Source organism: Dehalobacter restrictus DSM 9455 (genome assembly GCF_000512895.1).
Classification (GTDB): domain Bacteria; phylum Bacillota; class Desulfitobacteriia; order Desulfitobacteriales; family Syntrophobotulaceae; genus Dehalobacter; species Dehalobacter restrictus.
Genome location: NZ_CP007033.1, coordinates 1,951,731 through 1,969,634, shown reverse-complemented (window position 1 = coordinate 1,969,634; position 17,904 = coordinate 1,951,731). Strand labels below are relative to the sequence as shown.

Below are 17,904 nucleotides of genomic sequence, written 5' to 3'. Positions count from 1 at the left end.
AATGAAGAGAACAGTTTTGGTTACCGGTGCTAACGGTTTTATCGGCAAAAATTTAATTGCCACACTTGATACAAATATGGAGATATTAAAGTATGACATCGACAATTCGGTGAATGAGCTGAAGGACTTTTGCCGAAGGGCTGATTTTGTTTTTCATTTGGCCGGTGTAAACAGACCCTTGGAAGTCGGTGAATTCGAAAAAGGTAATAGCGGTTTCACTGAACTGCTACTGACGATGTTGCGGGAAAACAATAAAAAAGTTCCAGTGCTGATGACATCATCGATTCAAGCCGAGATAGATAATCCTTACGGTCAAAGCAAGAAGAACGCTGAGAGCTTGCTTGAAGATTATGCGAGAGAGACAGGAAATCCAGTGTATATATACCGTCTGCCTAATGTTTTCGGCAAATGGTGCCGGCCCAATTATAACTCTGTGATAGCGACTTGGTGCTATAATATATCTCGTGGACTGCCGATACAGATTAATAACCCGGAAACTGTGTTATCCCTTGTTTATATTGACGACGTGGTTCAAGAGTTTATTCATGCTTTTAACGGCAGTGAATCAAGAATGGATAATGGTTTCTGCTTTGTGACTAGAACATTCAGCATAACCCTGCATCAGATAGCCAATACATTGGAGGCTTTTCAAGAAAGCCGGAGTTCGCTAGTCATGCCGAATTTTGAAGGTGAGTTTGAGCGTTTTTTATATGCGACCTATCTTTCTTATTTTCCTGAAAATGGGTTCAGTTATGATTTAGAGATGAAATATGATCAACGGGGATGGCTGGCTGAGTTCATCAAATCGCCGGCTATGGGCCAGATCTTTATTTCTCGTACTAAACCCGGTATTACCAGGGGAAACCACTGGCATCATTCAAAAGTGGAAAAGTTTCTTGTGATCGAGGGAGATGCATTGATCAGGTTTAGGGAAATAAACGGCACAAAAGTCATTGAGTACAGCGTATCTGGGGATAAACTTCAGGTATTGGATATTCCAACCGGCTATACACATTCTATCGAAAATTTGGGAAAGACCGACGTTATCACCCTTTTTTGGGCGGATGAAATTTTTAATGCTGAAAAACCAGATACGTTTTATTTGGAGGTTTAACATCAATGTCAAAACTTAAAGTAATGACAATTCTCGGTACTCGTCCTGAAATAATCCGTTTGTCTGCAGTGATTAAAGCCTGTGACCGTTATTTCGACCACATTCTTGTTCATACCGGACAAAACTGGGACTATACGCTTAACCGGGTATTCTTTGAGGATCTTGGTTTGAGAGAACCAAATTATTACTTAGATAGTGTCGGCAAAGACCTTGGAGAGACGATGGGAAATATCATTGCCAAGTCTTACGGGGTACTACAGAAAGAAATACCTGACGCGCTCTTGATACTAGGGGATACGAACTCAGCGCTGTCGGCAATCTCCGCGAAGAGGCTGAAAGTGCCGATTTTTCATATGGAAGCTGGCAACCGGTGTTTCGATCAGAACGTACCGGAAGAGATTAACCGGAAAATTGTCGATCATATATCAGATATTAATCTGACGTATACGGAACATTCTCGCCGATATCTCCTGTCTGAAGGATTTAGGAAAGACCACATATTTGTAACAGGTTCCCCAATGCAGGAAGTGTTGCAGGAACATATGGCAAGAATTGACGCGAGCAGAGTGCTCGAAGAACTTAATCTTGAAGCAGGAAAGTATATTTTAGTTTCTGCTCACAGAGAAGAAAATATTGACCAAGAACAAAACTTCTTATCTTTAATGACAGCGCTAAATAATATCGCTGAGCGATACGGAATGCCGGTCATTTACTCAACACATCCGCGGAGTAAGAAGTTTATTGAACAAAGAAATTTTGTATTTCATCCTCAGGTCAGGTGCGTCAAACCATTTGGATTTCTTGCGTATAATAAATTACAAAAGAATTCTTTCTGTGTACTTTCCGACAGTGGTACACTTTCGGAAGAAAGTGCCATTTTAGGATTTGCAGGTATCTTGCTAAGAACTTCGACTGAAAGGCCGGAAGTATTGGATAAAGGGACAGTCATCATTGGAGGAATTAACAGTAAAGATATTGAACAGTCGATTGAACTCGCCAAAGCAATGCAGGAAAATAATGAACAGACAGTATTAGCACCTGACTATGTTGATGAAAATATATCTGTGAAGGTAGTAAAAATTATACAGAGCTACTCAAAAATTATTGATCAATTCATTTGGAGAAAAATCTAGAGTAATAATTTACTGAAAAATGGACGGAGGGTAAGGTGGATATATTATTTGTTGGCGGAGTTTTTCCAAGCGAGATGCAAGATGAAATTCTAGCTAAGAGTCGAGGTACAGTACAATTCGCGGCAAATGCTTTGCAATGGAATGTAATTTTTGGTTTAGAGGAAGCTAATGATACCCATGTAGATATTCTTAATGCTCCTTTTGTTGGTTCATATCCACGTCTATATAAGGACATATATTTTAGATCATTTGAACTTAGACACAGTTCCTATTCTAAGGATGAGAGTATTGGCTTCTTAAATATATTCGTAATTAAACATATATGGAAAGCAATTTCTTTAGCCAAAAAAGTAGTACGGTGGGCCAATTTAAAAAAACAAAAGAAGAAAGCGATCATTATCTATTCCATGCACTCTCCATTAATTTTTGCTTGTGCGATAGGAAAAGTGATAAATAAAAGTATTCACCTATGTCTAATTGCTCCGGATCTTCCAGAATTTATGATGCTTAACGAGAAAGTAAATGTTATCTTAAGGCTTTTGAAAAAGGCTGACAGACTGTTTATGAACATCTTTCTCAAATATATTGATTCTTTTGTACTGCTTACTAAGTATATGGCCGAACCAATTAGGGTTGGTAATAAGCCATGGATTGTTGTTGAAGGGATGGTTAATACTAAGGATTTAAAAACAACAGAAAGCTGCAACCTTATTGATAAACAGAAGATAATATTATACACAGGAACTCTTTTTAAAGCTTACGGCATAATGCAGTTATTGGATGCTTTTTCTCTAATAACCAATCCCTCTTATAGTCTATGGATATGTGGAGAGGGTGAAGCGAAAGAAGATATTTTACACCTGGCAGCATTAGATAAAAGAATAAAGTTTTTTGGCCAAGTAAGCAGGGATGAAGCTTTAAAACTTCAAAGAGAGGCCACAGTATTAATTAATCCGAGGGGAGGAGAAGAAGCTTATACAAAATATTCGTTTCCTTCTAAGATTATGGAGTATCTCTTGTCAGGAACGCCTACGATTATGAATATGTTACCTGGGATTCCAGAAGAGTACGTTGATTATATCTTTTTTATTGAAAATGAAACTGCGAAGGGGATGGCGGAAAAAATAGTCGAAGTATGTTCTATGCCAAAGGAAAAACTTCTAGAGTTCGGTATCAGGGCAAGAAATTTTGTCATGGCAAACAAGAATAATATCATTCAGGGAAAACGAATTTACGATCTTATCAATCAATAAGGTAGTATATTTCAAAACACATTAGTTGGATATAATTGAGCACTGGTATTACAGATAGTTACAGATTGATATTATTAAACAATAAATATGCTAATTTTTTAAAATCATTGGGGCATCATTTAAGATTTGTTAAATGATTTATTTCTAAATTATCATTTTTAATATATATGCAAATAAGTATTGTTTTTGAAGAAAATTTTTGGATTAGATGAAACGTAACACCTATAAAAGGTGTTACGTTTGGGAAATAAAGTATTATCGGGGCAGTGTTTTAAATGAAAAGCTTAGACTGATTGGAGAAAATAAATGAAGGTTGCATTTGTAATTGGTTCACTTCGGTTTAGTGGAGCAGAGCGTGTTCTGATCTCAATCGCCAATGAAATGACGAAGAAAGGGAATCAGATATATATTTTGCTTTTAAACGGAATACTTACTGGCAGGGAAGAAACATATACGGATGGTTTAGATCCCAGAATCATTTGTATTGATGCAGGTCTTGCTTCTAATAACAGCTTTTCAAAAATACAGAGGATGTTAAATATCCGAAAGATCATCAATAAAGTTCATCCTGACGTTGTTGTATCTTTTGGTGTTGAATGCAATTGCATTCTATTGCCGGCTCTGTTTGGTTGTCGGTTTCCGGTTGTTGTGTCAGAGCGCAACGACCCAAAGATATATCCTTTCAAAAAAACGCTCCGCATCCGAAGAAAAATATTGTATTGTTCGGCCAAGGGGTATGTCTTTCAGACGGAGGAAGCAAAGGCGTTCTTTTCAACTTCGATACAAAGTCAGGCTGCTGTAATTCCGAATCCTGTCGCAGCAGAAAATATTCCGACTCCTTATTCTGGGGAACGCCGTAAAGACATTGTGTCAGTAGGGAGACTGGATGATAAACAAAAAAATTATAAACTGTTATTTCGGGCGTTTGCTTTACTTGCCTCAGACTACCCCGAGTATCATTTGGTTATTTACGGAGAAGGGCCGGACCGGCCTGAGCTGGAAGCTGAGATTACAAAGCTTAACTTGACAAACCGAATATTCATGCCGGGGGCGGAGGCGGATGTACCGCATAGAATAAGAGATGCCGCTTTGTTTGTCTTATCTTCAAACTTTGAAGGAATGCCGAATGCTTTGATTGAGGCGATGGCCGTTGGGATGCCTGTTGTTTCTACTAACTGCCCATGCGGGGGGCCGGAATTTTTGATCAACCATGGAGAAAACGGCTTATTGGCACCAGTTGATGATATTCAGGAGTTGGCGCTCGCCATGCGTGATATACTGGAGAATCCGGTTGCCGCAGAAAAAATGGCACACGAAGCGCGAAAAATCCTTCAACAGTTAGCCCCAGAAAAAATTACTTTGATGTGGGAACAATATATCGAAGGTTTTGTTGAAAGATAATTTCGAGGAAAACAAAGGGGAATGGAATCTTTGTTTATAGAGCAACAAAGTATTGAGACGAAAAAAGAATTATTATTAAACTATTTAGCCATAGCGAGCGTTTCGTTATATCTGATCAATCTTTATGCTCACTTAAGCTTATACTCGACGACAATTGCCAAACTTGCGAAAATAATGTTTTTTGTCGGTATAGTCTTATATATTGTATTACGAAAAGGAAACTGGAACTATAAATTAAGCGGATACCATGTCTGGTGGGGTGCCTTTCTTCTTGTCTCAATTGTTTTCACATTGAGAGCCGGGACTTTATTCTCAAGTTCTTTCTGGCAGTTGGTTGCTGATCAAAAAAATATTATTGCCAGTTTGCTTATCTTTGAAGCAATACGATCAAAACAAAATCTGTACAGGGTTTTAGGTCTCACAGCAATAATAGCCGGAGTGAGCGCTGCCGTTTTCTTAGTTAACACCTATGGATGGACATTATCCGGAAGCTTATCATACACATGGGTAAACCGAATGCCGGAGACGTTAGGGGATAATCCAAACGTTCTTGGCGGAATGTATGCGATCGCTTTTGTTTTTGGAGCATTCTTGCTATACAAAAGAAAGAATTTTCTGTATTGTCTTTTTTTGATTCCAATTCTCATTTACATACTTTTTACAGGATCAAAAAGAGCATTGTTGTTTTTGCTGCTGTCAATAGCTTCTTTGTTCATCTTAGATCTTAAAAGCAGTTTTGTAGTGAAACTGTTAAAAGCTTTCATCATCGCCATTTTGATATTGATTCTTTACAATGCCTTAATGGATATCCCGTTGTTTTATACGGTTGTTGGATACCGGTTTGAAGGAATGATTAATTCGCTGACAGGTCAGGGTTCCATAGATGCGTCAACGTTTGAAAGGCAAATGTTTATTTCTGAAGGATGGGAGCAGTTTTTGTCTGCGCCTTTCTCCGGGCATGGCTATTATACTTTCCCTTATATCAATACCGTGGCATACGGGAAGTATGCGCATAATAATTATATTGAACTGTTAGCCGACATGGGGGTAACAGGTTTGGTGGTATATTATGCTTTACCGATTTGGCTTCTGAAAGGGTTATATTCGATTTATAAAAAAAGCGATGATGAATCAAAGAACTTAAGCATCCTATTGATCATTTTAATTATGGTAACCTTGATTACGGATATTAGTTTTGTTTCCTACATGTTTCCAGTTACCTATGTCTTATTTGCGGTAACCGCTGCTTTTATTAAATTATACGAAGGAGCATAGATGGCAAATCTATATAAACAGGTCGCATCCGCATCGAAATGGTCTACCATAGCAGAAATATCTTCAAGGGCGATAACCCCTGTTTCATTAATCTTGCTTGCCAGAGTATTGACCCCTGAAGATTATGGTGTGGTTTCTGTAGCGACGATTGTTGTCAGTTTTACGCAGATGATTAGTGATTTAGGATTTCAAAATGCATTGATTCAGAAAGATTATGATGAAAAAAAACTATCCAAAGCAGCTTCGGTAGGTTTTCTAGCAAATATGTTTGTCGCAATAATACTATATGTGCTTATTTTTGTGCTGGCAGGACCGTTATCCCTGTTATTCGGAATTCCGGAGTCCGTCATGGTCATACGGATAATGGCGATACAAATTATTCTCAATAGTTTGAACTCAATACAGACTGGATTGATTCAGAGAGCATTAAACTTTAAAATCCTTTTTTATATTCGGCTGACAACGACGCTAATCCCGGCGCTGGTTTCAATTCCGTTGGCGTATACAGGGATAAGCTACTGGGCGTTGGTTGCGGGAGCGTTATTTGGTTCCTTAGCCAATACGGTTGTAGTATGGATAAGATCACCCTGGAAACCGCGATTGTTCTGGGAACTTAAGCTATTTAAAGAAATGATAGGTTTCAGTCTGTTCAATATGGCTGAGACGTTTGCTTTGTGGCTCGCTGCTTGGGCGGATCAAATTGTTGTCGGCGCGGTGATGACTGCGTCCGCGCTTGGACTATACCGGACATCAACAAACTTAGTTAATGTATTGGTAAACCTGCTGCTAAGTGCAATATTGCCAGTTCTGTTCAGTACACTCTCAAGATTGCAAAGCGATGAGGCGGCTTTTCGCAGTTTTTTTCAAAATGCCAATAAGATTATTTGTATGATTGCTTTTCCGTTGGGGATAGGTTTTTTATTTTTTGGCGAAACGGTAGCAGCCATTGTATTTGGCAGCAAGTGGAATGGAGCAGGAGATATCATTCGTATATGGGGGTTTGTCAGTGCGATCTCGCTGGTTTATGGCGTTAACGGGATAGGTTACAGAGCGAAGGGCAAACCTCAGCTCAATGTAATTGTGATATGCACAAATATGTGTATTTTGCTTCCAGCGATAATTATCTCGGCACCTTATGGATTACTGACATTTGTTGCTGTTCGTTCGATAGTGAAGCTCCTTCAAGCCCCGGCGCATTTTTATTATGGGAAAAAATATCTTGCAATCTCATTTGTTCAGACTATTCAGAATTTGAGGTGGATATTTGCTGCCAGCGGCTTAATGGCAGCGGGTTATGTTGTGTATGTTTGGCTGATTCCATATGATACAATGATGGCACAGATCGTTGGGGCTTTATTTTGCTGTGTTTTTTACTTCATTGGATTAATCCCCGAAAGAACATTCATAAGGAAAACAATAAACCTATTTTTGGGACGTAATCAATCAGCGGAATCATGAATTAATCTGAAGGAGATAGGCTATGGAAATAATACTTGTAACCGGGGGGGCCGGTTTTATTGGATCACATCTATGTGAAAGGTTGCTAGAAGAAGGGAAAACAGTTGTTGCCATTGATAGTTTTAATGACTTTTATGATCCTACAATTAAAGAGCGAAATATTTATGAAATAAGAAAAAGTTGTAATGAGAAATTAATCCCTAAAGAAAGATTTATCGTTGAAAAGGGGGATATTCGAGATCAGTCTTTTCTTATGAAGGTATTTCAGAATTACCAGTTTCAATCTGTGATACATTTAGCGGCTTATGCCGGGGTACGGCCTTCAATACAAAATCCTGAGCTTTATGTGAATGTTAATATCAATGGGACAATGAATATTCTGGAGTGCCTCAGAGAGTATCGGATTAAACGCTTTATTTTTGCTTCTTCGTCATCTGTTTACGGCAATAATGAGAAAGTACCCTTTTCAGAGGATGACTCAGTTGACCAGCCGATATCACCGTATGCTGCCACCAAAAAAGCCGGTGAACTATTGTGTTATACTTATCACCATCTGTATAATCTGAGTGTTGCTTGTTTGAGATTCTTTACGGTATACGGCCCGCGTCAGCGACCTGATTTAGCAATTCATAAGTTTACAAATCTAATCACATCAGGTAAACCAGTTCCGTTTTATGGAGATGGGACAACACAGCGAGATTATACCTATATAGATGATATTGTCGATGGCATTCTTAAGGCATTAGATTGGGTTAATCACAAAGAAACACGGTATGGAATTTTTAATTTAGGCGAATCAAAAACCATTTCATTAAGTGAAATGGTTCAAGAATTAGAAAAAAATCTGCAAAAAAAAGCACAGCTAGATAGCTTGCCGGATCAACCGGGAGATGTTAAAAATACATATGCCGATATTATGAAGTCAAAACAACTGCTTGGTTATCAACCAACTACGATGTTTTCAGAAGGTATTAAGAAATTCGTTAGTTGGTATTATCGTTATTAGTGTAGAATGATCAAGTATTAATTTTAATAGGCATTAGTTTGATCTGACTTATCTAGAAAAAAATAATCAGATAGAAAAAAGATTCAAAATGAGCTATAATCACAATATCTGTTGCTTCAGTGAGGAGAATTAAATAATATGAGTAAAATAGCAGTTATTGGCACAGGGTATGTTGGCTTGGTAACAGGAGCCTGCTTATCTGAGTTTGGACATAGTGTGATCTGTGTGGATATTGACGAAAATAAGATAGAGACATTAAAGAAGGGGATCATTCCAATCTATGAACCGGGTCTTCAAGATCTTGTGACGAAGAATTATTATGCAGGCAGATTGGATTTTACCACCCATTATTCAATGGCTGTGGATGTGTCGGATGTTGTTTTTATTGCAGTCGGGACACCGCCTCAGGATGATGGATCCGCAGATTTAGATTATGTTCTAGCAGCTGCAAGGAAAATTGCAGAAAACATGAATTGCTACAAGGTTATTGTGAATAAGTCCACCGTGCCAGTAGGAACTGGGAAATTAGTAAAACAGACGATAAAAGAAGTTTTAGAAAAACGTAAGCTCAACATCGATTATGATGTTGTTTCTAACCCTGAGTTTCTTAGAGAGGGAGCAGCGGTCAATGATTTCATGCATCCAGAAAGGATTGTCATTGGATCAGATCATGTAAAGGCTGAAGAGATCATGCGTGATGTTTATAGAGTCCTTTATCTCAATAATCACCCTTTTGTTCTCACCAATATCGAAACAGCAGAAATTATTAAATACGCTTCAAATGCCTTCCTTGCCACAAAGATCACTTTTATTAATGAGATATCTCGTCTATGTGAGGCTGCAGGGGGAAATGTGCAGCATGTTTCAAGGGCGATGGGATTGGATAAGCGAATCGGAAAGTTTTTTTGCATGCAGGTCCGGGATACGGGGGCAGTTGTTTTCCAAAAGATACAAAGGCGTTAGTGCATATTGGAAGAGAGTTTGGCGTTGATATTTCAATTGTAGATGCTGTAATTATTGCGAACCAATCTCAAAAGTTACGCATGGTTGATAAAATCATCACAAAAATGGGGGATATTCAAGGCAAGCGGATTGCCGTCTTAGGACTTGCTTTTAAGCCAGGGACCGATGATATGCGGGAGGCTCCTTCAATTACGATAATTCATGAGTTGCATAAAAGAGGGGCACGTCTTTCTGTTTATGATCCGATTGCAATGGAGAACGCCAAAAAAGTTGCATTTCTGAATTTGGATCTTGATTATGCCGAGAATGAATATGCAGCTATAGCAGATGCTCAGGCTGTTGTCCTGCTTACGGAATGGAACCAGTTTCGGAGTATGGACTTAGCTAAGATGAAAAGTAAAATGAACGGCAATTATTTCTTTGATTTCAGAAATATTTATGACAGGAATGAGCTTGAAACGATAGGTTTTATATATGACGGAGTCGGAAAATAATACGTTATTGAAAGGAAGATATACGTGGAAATTAGAAGAATCATCGATTCAATCAGTCGCAAGTGGTGGTTATGCGTTGTTTCTGCGGTTTTATTTGGAGGAATGGGATGGTTTTTTCATATTTTCTTATCATCTCCAACGTATAACGCAGATACAACGCTATATGTTCTCAATCGTGATAGAGTGACGGCAGGTGAGTCTTTGAGTTATTCTGACATCACGATGGGGAAGGAATTTCTTAAACAATATTCCGGGATTTTTTATAGCCGCTCTGTAGCTGCTGAAGCCGCTAGGAAGCTGGATCAATATAGTCTATCTGCGGGCACAATTTCCTCAATGGCGAATTTATCAATCAACGAAGACTCGGGTTTATTAAAAATCAGAGTGACTGCATATGATGCGATAATGGCTGCATCAATCGCGAATGTAATGGGAGAAGTATTTTCGTCAAAAGTTAAAGAAATCACAAATAGTGATTTTATCGGGATATTGGATAAAGCTCAGGTTTCTAATACGCCAATCCCGGATAACGGCATTATAAAAATGATTCTATGGATCGTTGCAGGAGAAGTTTTTTCCTTGGGAATTATTTATTTGTTGGAATATTTTGATACAACCATCCGTTCAGTTGAAGATATTGAAAATAATATCGGGGTTCGTGTCATTGGGATTATACCCGAGCATGATCTTCAATAAAGAGGAGAAGTAATATTATGCAGATAAAGACTTTTAATGTGTATGATAATGATAATAATGCGGTCAGGGACGCTTATGAAATGCTTACAGCCGGTCTTCTCATTAACAATAATGGAAGAAGTAAAACGTTTGCTTTATTGAGTTGCAAGCCAGAAGAAGGAAAAACTTCGCTTGCGATTAGTCTTTCGATATCCATTGCACGCTCTGGGTGGAGGGTGCTTTTCGTTGATGCAGACATGCGTAAACCGACGGCTGCAAAGAGGTTGAATGCTGAAGCGCAGTTAGGCTTGTCAGATTATCTTGAGGGGAGAGGTCGACTAGAGGAGGTAATCAGCAACACGAATATTCCAAACCTAACCTATTTATCCTGTGGAACAGACTGTTCGAATCCGATCGAAAAGTTGTGTGCAGTACGCTTTCAGAAGTTATTCGAGCAAGTAAAAATTGAGTATGACTATATAATTTTCGATACGCCGGCGCTAGAAAGCGTTTTTGACGGAGCAATAGTCGCGTCAAAAGCAGATGCAACTATGCTGATTGTAAAAGCGGGATTCACTTCGAAAAAAAGTCTGCAACGGGCCAAAGAACAATTGCATGGCATTAATGCCAAGTTGATCGGGATTGTTCTGAATAAAGTCAAGAAGCGTGATTATAAAAGATACTACAGCTCTTATAATTATTTCTTTAATTCCAATCGATTTTTGAAAAAGGCAAAAAAGCAATTTAGGTCATTAAATAAGGGAATATCTAAGGATACAGCAAAGGTTTAATACCGAAAATGTAGTCCGATTTTCCGTAGAAAACGTGCTTTTGATCGTAAAGGATGAACGATTTTTAAGAGCTTATTGTATATGGAGCTGTTGGAGATAACAAGTTTTATCTTTTGGAGCAAATACTGATAACCATTAATTTTTTTTTCTTGATCTCTATCGCTGCTTATAATCATTTCCTCTTTGTTCATGATATTCTGAATGATTATCACTGAATTCTTGGTCGAATTTAATTGATAGTTATCAGGAAGATGTAATCCTAAGTATAATCGGCATGTATCCATTAAATAATAGTAGAAATCCAAGATTGCCATTGACTTTAAGGTTTGTTCAATGTAGTTTATATCAATTTGATTGCGGTAAGAATTAAAAAATAGAACGAAATCTGATAGAAGACGAAGATTTGCATTAGAGTGTTTTAAATGCCTTGCTGTGTGAATAACAGCATTGATCAATTCATCCTCCGGAGATAAGCAATAAAATTGGAATCCGGCTACCGTTTGAAGACGCTTGTCTTTCCAGATATGATCTACCCAGTCGCTGTTGTCGATTTTTTGCATATATTTGGGATGCCAAAGGGTTCGGTGAAGCTCAACGGCGAATGTACCCGCTTTTATCATATCGATATGCATATGATCAGGATCATTGTAATTTAGTTCATTCGGCTTATAACCTAGAGAAGTCATCGCTTCTATGCATTGATTCATCTGTTTTTCGTTGATTAATACATCTAGATCATTCATCGAACGTAGTTCAGGCCGAGCATATTGTTCCTTAAAGACAAGTCCTTTAAGTGATATAGCTGTTATGCCATTGGTCTCAAAAAGATTAAAGATTGTTTCTATCGTTGGAAGCATCATCAACTGACGTGCGGCAGTCACAACCGTTTTCTCTTTCCAATGAGTCAATACATTGTGATCGATTTTTAACAAATCATTATGTTGATAAACAGTCTCAAACAGAAATGAAGAAACACCTTGTAGTCTGGCTTGATTATAAAGTTCAACGCCATCAACGGAGGCAAGTAATTCCTTATCTGGTATTTCACCGTTAATAAATACTCTTAGCAGATGAAGAAGCAGATTATACACACTTTTCATTATTTTCCTCCGATGACAAAATATCTCTTTTATATTATATCATATTTCTTATATTTGAGATTTTTTTATAAAGTAAGGGGATTATATTTTGAAGATTTTAACAAAAAAAATATTTTATTTATTGTTGTTCTTTCTTATTTTTTCCACAGGTTTTCCTGCCTTTGGATTTAGTGAACAAAATTCAGCAAAAATAATATACGATTCGCAAAACGATCTTCTTTGCTCTTCTGTATTAAAATCAGAGCCTGATGTTTCGGTTAAATCTGAAATAACTATAGAGATTGATATAGTTGCTTTGGCATACAGAGACGAAGAACCCATTTTAATACGTGCATATCCTGAGCTTAAAATCGAAACAGATACGACGATAAGCGGTAAAAAAACGGGATTTTTTCATACCCAAAAAATAGGGGATAAATGGTGGGTGATTGCGCCTAATGGGAATGGATTTATTGCCGTCGGAACACAGAGAATGACATATAAAGGAATTTACTCAGAGGCATTGGGTTATTCCCCTTATGAACAGAATGTAAAAAGCATCTATGGTTCTGAGGAAGAATGGGCAGAAAATACTGCGGAGCGGTTAAACAGTTGGGGATTTAATCTTCTGGGAATAGATTCAGCACCGTCTTTGAGGTATCGTGGACTAGCGCATACGGTATCATTTGGATTCGGGAGCAGTTTTTCTAAATACGGAGAAGATTATGTAATATACGGATTGGACGCAAGCAATCATTGTTTTCCGAATGTTTTCAGTCCAAAATTTGAGTACTATTGTGATGACTTAGCTAGAAAGGTGATCCAAGAAGATCAGAATGACCCATGGCTTTTCGGCTATTATCTGGATAACGAACTTTCCTGGTGGGGCCAAAGTTTTGATACGACATACGGACTTACGGACTTGGTCATAAAAAAAGATAAAACCCATACGGCAAAGATTGCCTTGATCAACTGGCTGCAAAATAGATATGGAAATATTAGTAGTTTGAACAAGGCTTGGGGGACAGATTATCCTTCATTCGAGACACTTGGAAAAATGACCTTATTTACCGGAAAGAACCAGTTGGCCATCAATACGGATAAAACAGACTTTGAAAAAGCGATTATAGAAAAATATTATACGATAACAACAGGGGCAATAAAGAAATACGATAAAAACCATATGATATTAGGCAGCAGAAATGCATGCGGAACTGAGAAATGTTATGATTTGGTATGGGGTATCGGCAGAAATTATACGGATATAAGTACGTTTAATTACTATGGAAAAGTTGACCTGCAAGCGGAAACAGCTTATGACCAAATAAAAGTGAATGGTGTTTATCAGAACGTTGAGCTCAGTGAGATATTTGCACAGATTTACAATAAAGCAAAGCAGCCAATAATGATAAGCGAATGGTCTTTTCCGGCGTATGATAGCGGACTCCCGTGTACCGTAGGGGCTGGGATGCGAGTAGATACGCAGACGGAGAGAGCAAAAGCTTATGAAATATATCAAAAAGCATTATTCAATATGCCATTTCTTGTCGGTTCTGAATTTTTCATGTGGGTTGATCCTCCGGCTGAAGGATTAACAAAATCTTATAAGCTAGATACAAATTACGGACTAGTGAATGAAAAGGATGAACCTTATGCTTTGGTTACCAGTGTAGCGAAAGCAACAAATGGTAATGTGTATTCTCTTAGAAATTAAAGATAAATCATAATTATGATGGTCTTCGTAAACCAATCGTATATTTAGAAAGGAAAGCGATAGGATTGTGATTCTGAAAAAGGCACTGGCAGTATTATTGACGGTATCTCAGATACTGTTAACCTTCAGTTCGGCCTCCTTGGCCGGACTGGATGATGCGTCAAATAATACGGTATTTGTATATGACGACGATTTTTCTGGATATGCAACTGGAAGTGATGGAATGCCTAATTGGGTGACCAATGGGTTTTCATGGGTAATTAATGACGGTTATTTTAAGAATGACTTGGTGAAGAAAAGCTTTGCATTGCTCAACTCGCCAACTGGCGCTGAAGTATCCTTCGAATCGGAAGTGATGATCAAATCTTCTAATGGTGATAAGTATAAAATTGCAGGAATAGCTGTCTATACAGATCATGAGAATTACTGGCATTTAGCCTTAGTTGAGGCACCGGACAAGAATACTCACTATGTAGAACTTGAGGAAATGATTAATGGCAAATGGTGTGCCGAGTCAAGGGGAGATACAAAATTAGAAACAGGAACTTTGCAGCCAGGTGGCTTACATTGGGACTATAATCACCCTTATCGATTAAAAATAACTCTAAATGAATTGAGTATTACGGGTGCTGTATATGAATTGGATGGCTCTTTGATTTGGAAAACAAAATATCTATTTAAACCTGATAATTGTGTTAAAACAGGTATCCCCTCGCTAACGACAGCTGCCTTTGAAGCGCAATTTGATAATGTTAAGGTGAATATTACAAAAACTGTCGCTGATGAGAATCCAAATACAAGTTTGGACGACATAAAGGTGACAAATATTAAAATAAGTCCCGAGGAGTTATTTATCAAGGTCGGTCAGACCCGGAAGTTAGAAGCGTTAATTATACCTACAAACGCTTCTAATAAAACAATAAATTGGACGTCAGATAACCCGCAAATAGCCTCAGTTAATGATGGAGTGGTCAAAGGCTTATCTCCAGGAACAGTTTTCATAAGGGTTAGTACAGAAGATAAGAGTATATCAGATACTTGTAAAGTGACAGTTACTTCGTTTAGCGTATATTTATTCGTGGGTTTATACGTTTTAATTGTTGGAATCATTGCTTTACTTATTTTTAGATATATTAGGACAAAAGAAAAAATATAAAAAACACTATTGACTAAATAATGAAGATATGATAGTTATTAATTAAATGAATATCGGACAAAAACTTATTACTGACAATGGCAAACCTGTTGAAAAGCAGGGACGCAAAGCTAGAGGGCCTGTAAAATGGCAGCCAGTTACCAAAATTAAGTTTTTTGTTTTTGTCTAACTTATTACTGACAATGGCAAACCTGTTGAAAAGCAGGGACGCAAAGCTATAGGGCCTGTAAAATGGCAGCCAGTTACCAAAAATAAGTTTTTTGTTTTGGAGAGGGACAGAATATGTACATTTTAAGAAAAACAATCAAAATGTTAATCACGATAAGCCTAATATTAGTTTTAGTGGCACCAACAACACTAGCTGGAAGTGAACCCAGTGTAAGCAGTCAAAGATTGCAGGATGATTTCTCCGCCTACGTTGCTGGAAGTGATGGTAGCCCTCAGTGGATCACTGACGATATATCTTGGGAAGTAAATAATGGTTGTTTCGAAAATAATTCATTGAAAAAGAGCTTTGCTAAATATGATTCTACCGTTGGGACTGATTTGACTTTTGAATCTGAAGTTACTATTCAAGTATCGCAAGGGGATAAGTATAAGTCGGCGGGGATATCAGTTTATTCAGACAATAATAATTATTGGTCGTTAGCACTTGTTGAAGGGCCTGAGGCTAAAAATGAAATGCATTATATTGAACTTCAAGAAATGTTTAATGGGCAATGGTGTGTGCAAGATTATGGGGAGACAAAACTAAAAGTTGGTTCATACGTAGGAGATGGAATTGAGTGGAAATATAACCAGCCGTATGTGCTCAAGATAAGTTTAAATAATAAATCAATTACAGGGGTAGTATGCGAGTTAGATGGTAAAAAAATATGGGAGAAAGAATATATTTTTTCTTCGGAGAATTGTACAAAGAAAGGAATTCCTGCTCTGACAAGTGCGGCCGTAGAAACAAAGTACGATAACGCAAAATGCACAATAAATAAAAAAGTTTATGAAGTTAATGCAGTTAGCTCATATCCTGAGCTTAAAATCGAAACAGATACGACGATAAGCGGTAAAAAAACGGGATTTTTTCATACCCAAAAAATAGGGGATAAATGGTGGGTGATTGCGCCTAATGGGAATGGATTTATTGCCGTCGGAACACAGAGAATGACATATAAAGGAATTTACTCAGAGGCATTGGGTTATTCCCCTTATGAACAGAATGTAAAAAGCATCTATGGTTCTGAGGAAGAATGGGCAGAAAATACTGCGGAGCGGTTAAACAGTTGGGGATTTAATCTTCTGGGAATAGATTCAGCACCGTCTTTGAGGTATCGTGGACTAGCGCATACGGTATCATTTGGATTCGGGAGCAGTTTTTCTAAATACGGAGAAGATTATGTAATATACGGATTGGACGCAAGCAATCATTGTTTTCCGAATGTTTTCAGTCCAAAATTTGAGTACTATTGTGATGACTTAGCTAGAAAGGTGATCCAAGAAGATCAGAATGACCCATGGCTTTTCGGCTATTATCTGGATAACGAACTTTCCTGGTGGGGCCAAAGTTTTGATACGACATACGGACTTACGGACTTGGTCATAAAAAAAGATAAAACCCATACGGCAAAGATTGCCTTGATCAACTGGCTGCAAAATAGATATGGAAATATTAGTAGTTTGAACAAGGCTTGGGGGACAGATTATCCTTCATTCGAGACACTTGGAAAAATGACCTTATTTACCGGAAAGAACCAGTTGGCCATCAATACGGATAAAACAGACTTTGAAAAAGCGATTATAGAAAAATATTATACGATAACAACAGGGGCAATAAAGAAATACGATAAAAACCATATGATATTAGGCAGCAGAAATGCATGCGGAACTGAGAAATGTTATGATTTGGTATGGGGTATCGGCAGAAATTATACGGATATAAGTACGTTTAATTACTATGGAAAAGTTGACCTGCAAGCGGAAACAGCTTATGACCAAATAAAAGTGAATGGTGTTTATCAGAACGTTGAGCTCAGTGAGATATTTGCACAGATTTACAATAAAGCAAAGCAGCCAATAATGATAAGCGAATGGTCTTTTCCGGCGTATGATAGCGGACTCCCGTGTACCGTAGGGGCTGGGATGCGAGTAGATACGCAGACGGAGAGAGCAAAAGCTTATGAAATATATCAAAAAGCATTATTCAATATGCCATTTCTTGTCGGTTCTGAATTTTTCATGTGGGTTGATCCTCCGGCTGAAGGATTAACAAAATCTTATAAGCTAGATACAAATTACGGACTAGTGAATGAAAAGGATGAACCTTATGCTTTGGTTACCAGTGTAGCGAAAGCAACAAATGGTAATGTGTATTCTCTTAGAAATTAAAGATAATTATGGG

14 protein-coding genes, 1 pseudogene and 2 riboswitches are annotated in these 17,904 nt (G+C 37.8%); of the genes and pseudogenes, 14 read left to right on the top strand and 1 reads right to left on the bottom strand.

Annotated elements, in window-relative coordinates; genetic code table 11:
* Position 1 precedes the first annotated feature (1 nt).
* The 11 genes and pseudogenes from DEHRE_RS09425 to DEHRE_RS09380 all read left to right on the top strand — a co-directional run bounded on the left by DEHRE_RS09425 (position 2) and on the right by DEHRE_RS09380 (position 11,563).
* Positions 2–1,114: a polysaccharide biosynthesis C-terminal domain-containing protein gene (locus tag DEHRE_RS09425; RefSeq protein ID WP_038603274.1), complete on the top strand. Its 1,113-nt coding sequence runs from the start codon at positions 2–4 to the stop codon at positions 1,112–1,114.
* Between the two features lie 5 nt (positions 1,115–1,119).
* The gene (gene wecB / locus DEHRE_RS09420) at positions 1,120–2,247 is read left to right on the top strand and encodes a non-hydrolyzing UDP-N-acetylglucosamine 2-epimerase (protein ID WP_025205873.1); all 1,128 of its coding nucleotides are present in this window, start codon (positions 1,120–1,122) and stop codon (positions 2,245–2,247) included.
* A 35-nt stretch (positions 2,248–2,282) separates the two neighbouring features.
* The gene (locus DEHRE_RS14130; protein ID WP_025205872.1) at positions 2,283–3,500 is read left to right on the top strand and encodes a glycosyltransferase; all 1,218 of its coding nucleotides are present in this window, start codon (positions 2,283–2,285) and stop codon (positions 3,498–3,500) included.
* 306 nt (positions 3,501–3,806) lie between these two features.
* The gene (locus DEHRE_RS09410) at positions 3,807–4,901 is read left to right on the top strand and encodes a glycosyltransferase family 4 protein (protein WP_025205871.1); all 1,095 of its coding nucleotides are present in this window, start codon (positions 3,807–3,809) and stop codon (positions 4,899–4,901) included.
* A gap of 30 nt (positions 4,902–4,931) precedes the next feature.
* On the top strand, positions 4,932–6,176 hold the full coding sequence (locus tag DEHRE_RS09405) for an O-antigen ligase family protein (protein ID WP_158407245.1): 1,245 nt from the start codon (positions 4,932–4,934) through the stop codon (positions 6,174–6,176).
* Positions 6,177–7,634, top strand: a complete 1,458-nt coding sequence (locus DEHRE_RS09400; protein WP_025205869.1) for a lipopolysaccharide biosynthesis protein — start codon at positions 6,177–6,179, stop codon at positions 7,632–7,634.
* A 22-nt stretch (positions 7,635–7,656) separates the two neighbouring features.
* Positions 7,657–8,640: an SDR family NAD(P)-dependent oxidoreductase gene (locus DEHRE_RS09395; protein ID WP_199269234.1), complete on the top strand. Its 984-nt coding sequence runs from the start codon at positions 7,657–7,659 to the stop codon at positions 8,638–8,640.
* Positions 8,641–8,778: 138 nt separating this feature from the next.
* Positions 8,779–9,608, top strand: a pseudogene (locus DEHRE_RS15575) (UDP-glucose dehydrogenase family protein); the annotation flags it as partial.
* Between the two features lie 75 nt (positions 9,609–9,683).
* Positions 9,684–10,097 (top strand): UDP binding domain-containing protein, encoded by a 414-nt coding sequence (locus DEHRE_RS15570; protein WP_427846248.1) that lies wholly within the window; start codon positions 9,684–9,686, stop codon positions 10,095–10,097.
* 24 nt (positions 10,098–10,121) lie between these two features.
* Positions 10,122–10,793, top strand: a complete 672-nt coding sequence (locus tag DEHRE_RS09385) for a YveK family protein (RefSeq protein ID WP_025205867.1) — start codon at positions 10,122–10,124, stop codon at positions 10,791–10,793.
* Between the two features lie 17 nt (positions 10,794–10,810).
* Positions 10,811–11,563, top strand: a complete 753-nt coding sequence (locus DEHRE_RS09380; protein ID WP_025205866.1) for a CpsD/CapB family tyrosine-protein kinase — start codon at positions 10,811–10,813, stop codon at positions 11,561–11,563.
* On the opposite strand, the gene DEHRE_RS09375 is transcribed toward DEHRE_RS09380, so the two are convergent.
* The gene (locus tag DEHRE_RS09375) at positions 11,560–12,663 is read right to left on the bottom strand and encodes a nucleotidyltransferase domain-containing protein (protein WP_025205865.1); all 1,104 of its coding nucleotides are present in this window, start codon (positions 12,661–12,663) and stop codon (positions 11,560–11,562) included. The two genes, DEHRE_RS09380 and DEHRE_RS09375, sit on opposite strands and share 4 nt — an antisense overlap.
* 88 nt (positions 12,664–12,751) lie before the next feature.
* On the opposite strand from DEHRE_RS09375, the gene DEHRE_RS09370 reads away from it, so the two are divergent.
* The 3 genes from DEHRE_RS09370 (at position 12,752) to DEHRE_RS09360 (ending at position 17,891) form a co-directional block, all read left to right on the top strand.
* Entirely contained in the window at positions 12,752–14,356 is a 1,605-nt protein-coding gene (locus tag DEHRE_RS09370) for a beta-galactosidase (RefSeq protein ID WP_025205864.1), read from the top strand.
* 67 nt (positions 14,357–14,423) lie between these two features.
* Positions 14,424–15,512 (top strand): Ig-like domain-containing protein, encoded by a 1,089-nt coding sequence (locus DEHRE_RS14125; RefSeq protein WP_025205863.1) that lies wholly within the window; start codon positions 14,424–14,426, stop codon positions 15,510–15,512.
* Positions 15,513–15,581: 69 nt separating this feature from the next.
* Positions 15,582–15,657, top strand: a riboswitch (cyclic di-GMP riboswitch).
* A gap of 29 nt (positions 15,658–15,686) precedes the next feature.
* Positions 15,687–15,762, top strand: a riboswitch (cyclic di-GMP riboswitch).
* Positions 15,763–15,821: 59 nt separating this feature from the next.
* A complete protein-coding gene (locus DEHRE_RS09360) occupies positions 15,822–17,891 on the top strand; it encodes a beta-galactosidase (protein WP_158407244.1) in 2,070 nt (689 codons plus the stop codon).
* The last annotated feature ends 13 nt before the right edge of the window (positions 17,892–17,904 follow it).

What these genes read in the sequence shown, in the direction of transcription:
- DEHRE_RS09425 (WP_038603274.1), top strand. Translation starts at nt 2, where the DNA reads ATGAAGAGAACAGTTTTGGTTACCGGTGCTAACGGTTTTATCGGCAAA.
- DEHRE_RS09395 (WP_199269234.1), top strand. Translation starts at nt 7,657, where the DNA reads ATGGAAATAATACTTGTAACCGGGGGGGCCGGTTTTATTGGATCACAT.
- DEHRE_RS09410 (WP_025205871.1), top strand. Translation starts at nt 3,807, where the DNA reads ATGAAGGTTGCATTTGTAATTGGTTCACTTCGGTTTAGTGGAGCAGAG.
- DEHRE_RS15570 (WP_427846248.1), top strand. Translation starts at nt 9,684, where the DNA reads ATGGTTGATAAAATCATCACAAAAATGGGGGATATTCAAGGCAAGCGG.
- wecB (WP_025205873.1), top strand. Translation starts at nt 1,120, where the DNA reads ATGTCAAAACTTAAAGTAATGACAATTCTCGGTACTCGTCCTGAAATA.
- DEHRE_RS09360 (WP_158407244.1), top strand. Translation starts at nt 15,822, where the DNA reads ATGTTAATCACGATAAGCCTAATATTAGTTTTAGTGGCACCAACAACA.
- DEHRE_RS09400 (WP_025205869.1), top strand. Translation starts at nt 6,177, where the DNA reads ATGGCAAATCTATATAAACAGGTCGCATCCGCATCGAAATGGTCTACC.
- DEHRE_RS09375 (WP_025205865.1), bottom strand. Translation starts at nt 12,663, where the DNA reads ATGAAAAGTGTGTATAATCTGCTTCTTCATCTGCTAAGAGTATTTATT.
- DEHRE_RS09380 (WP_025205866.1), top strand. Translation starts at nt 10,811, where the DNA reads ATGCAGATAAAGACTTTTAATGTGTATGATAATGATAATAATGCGGTC.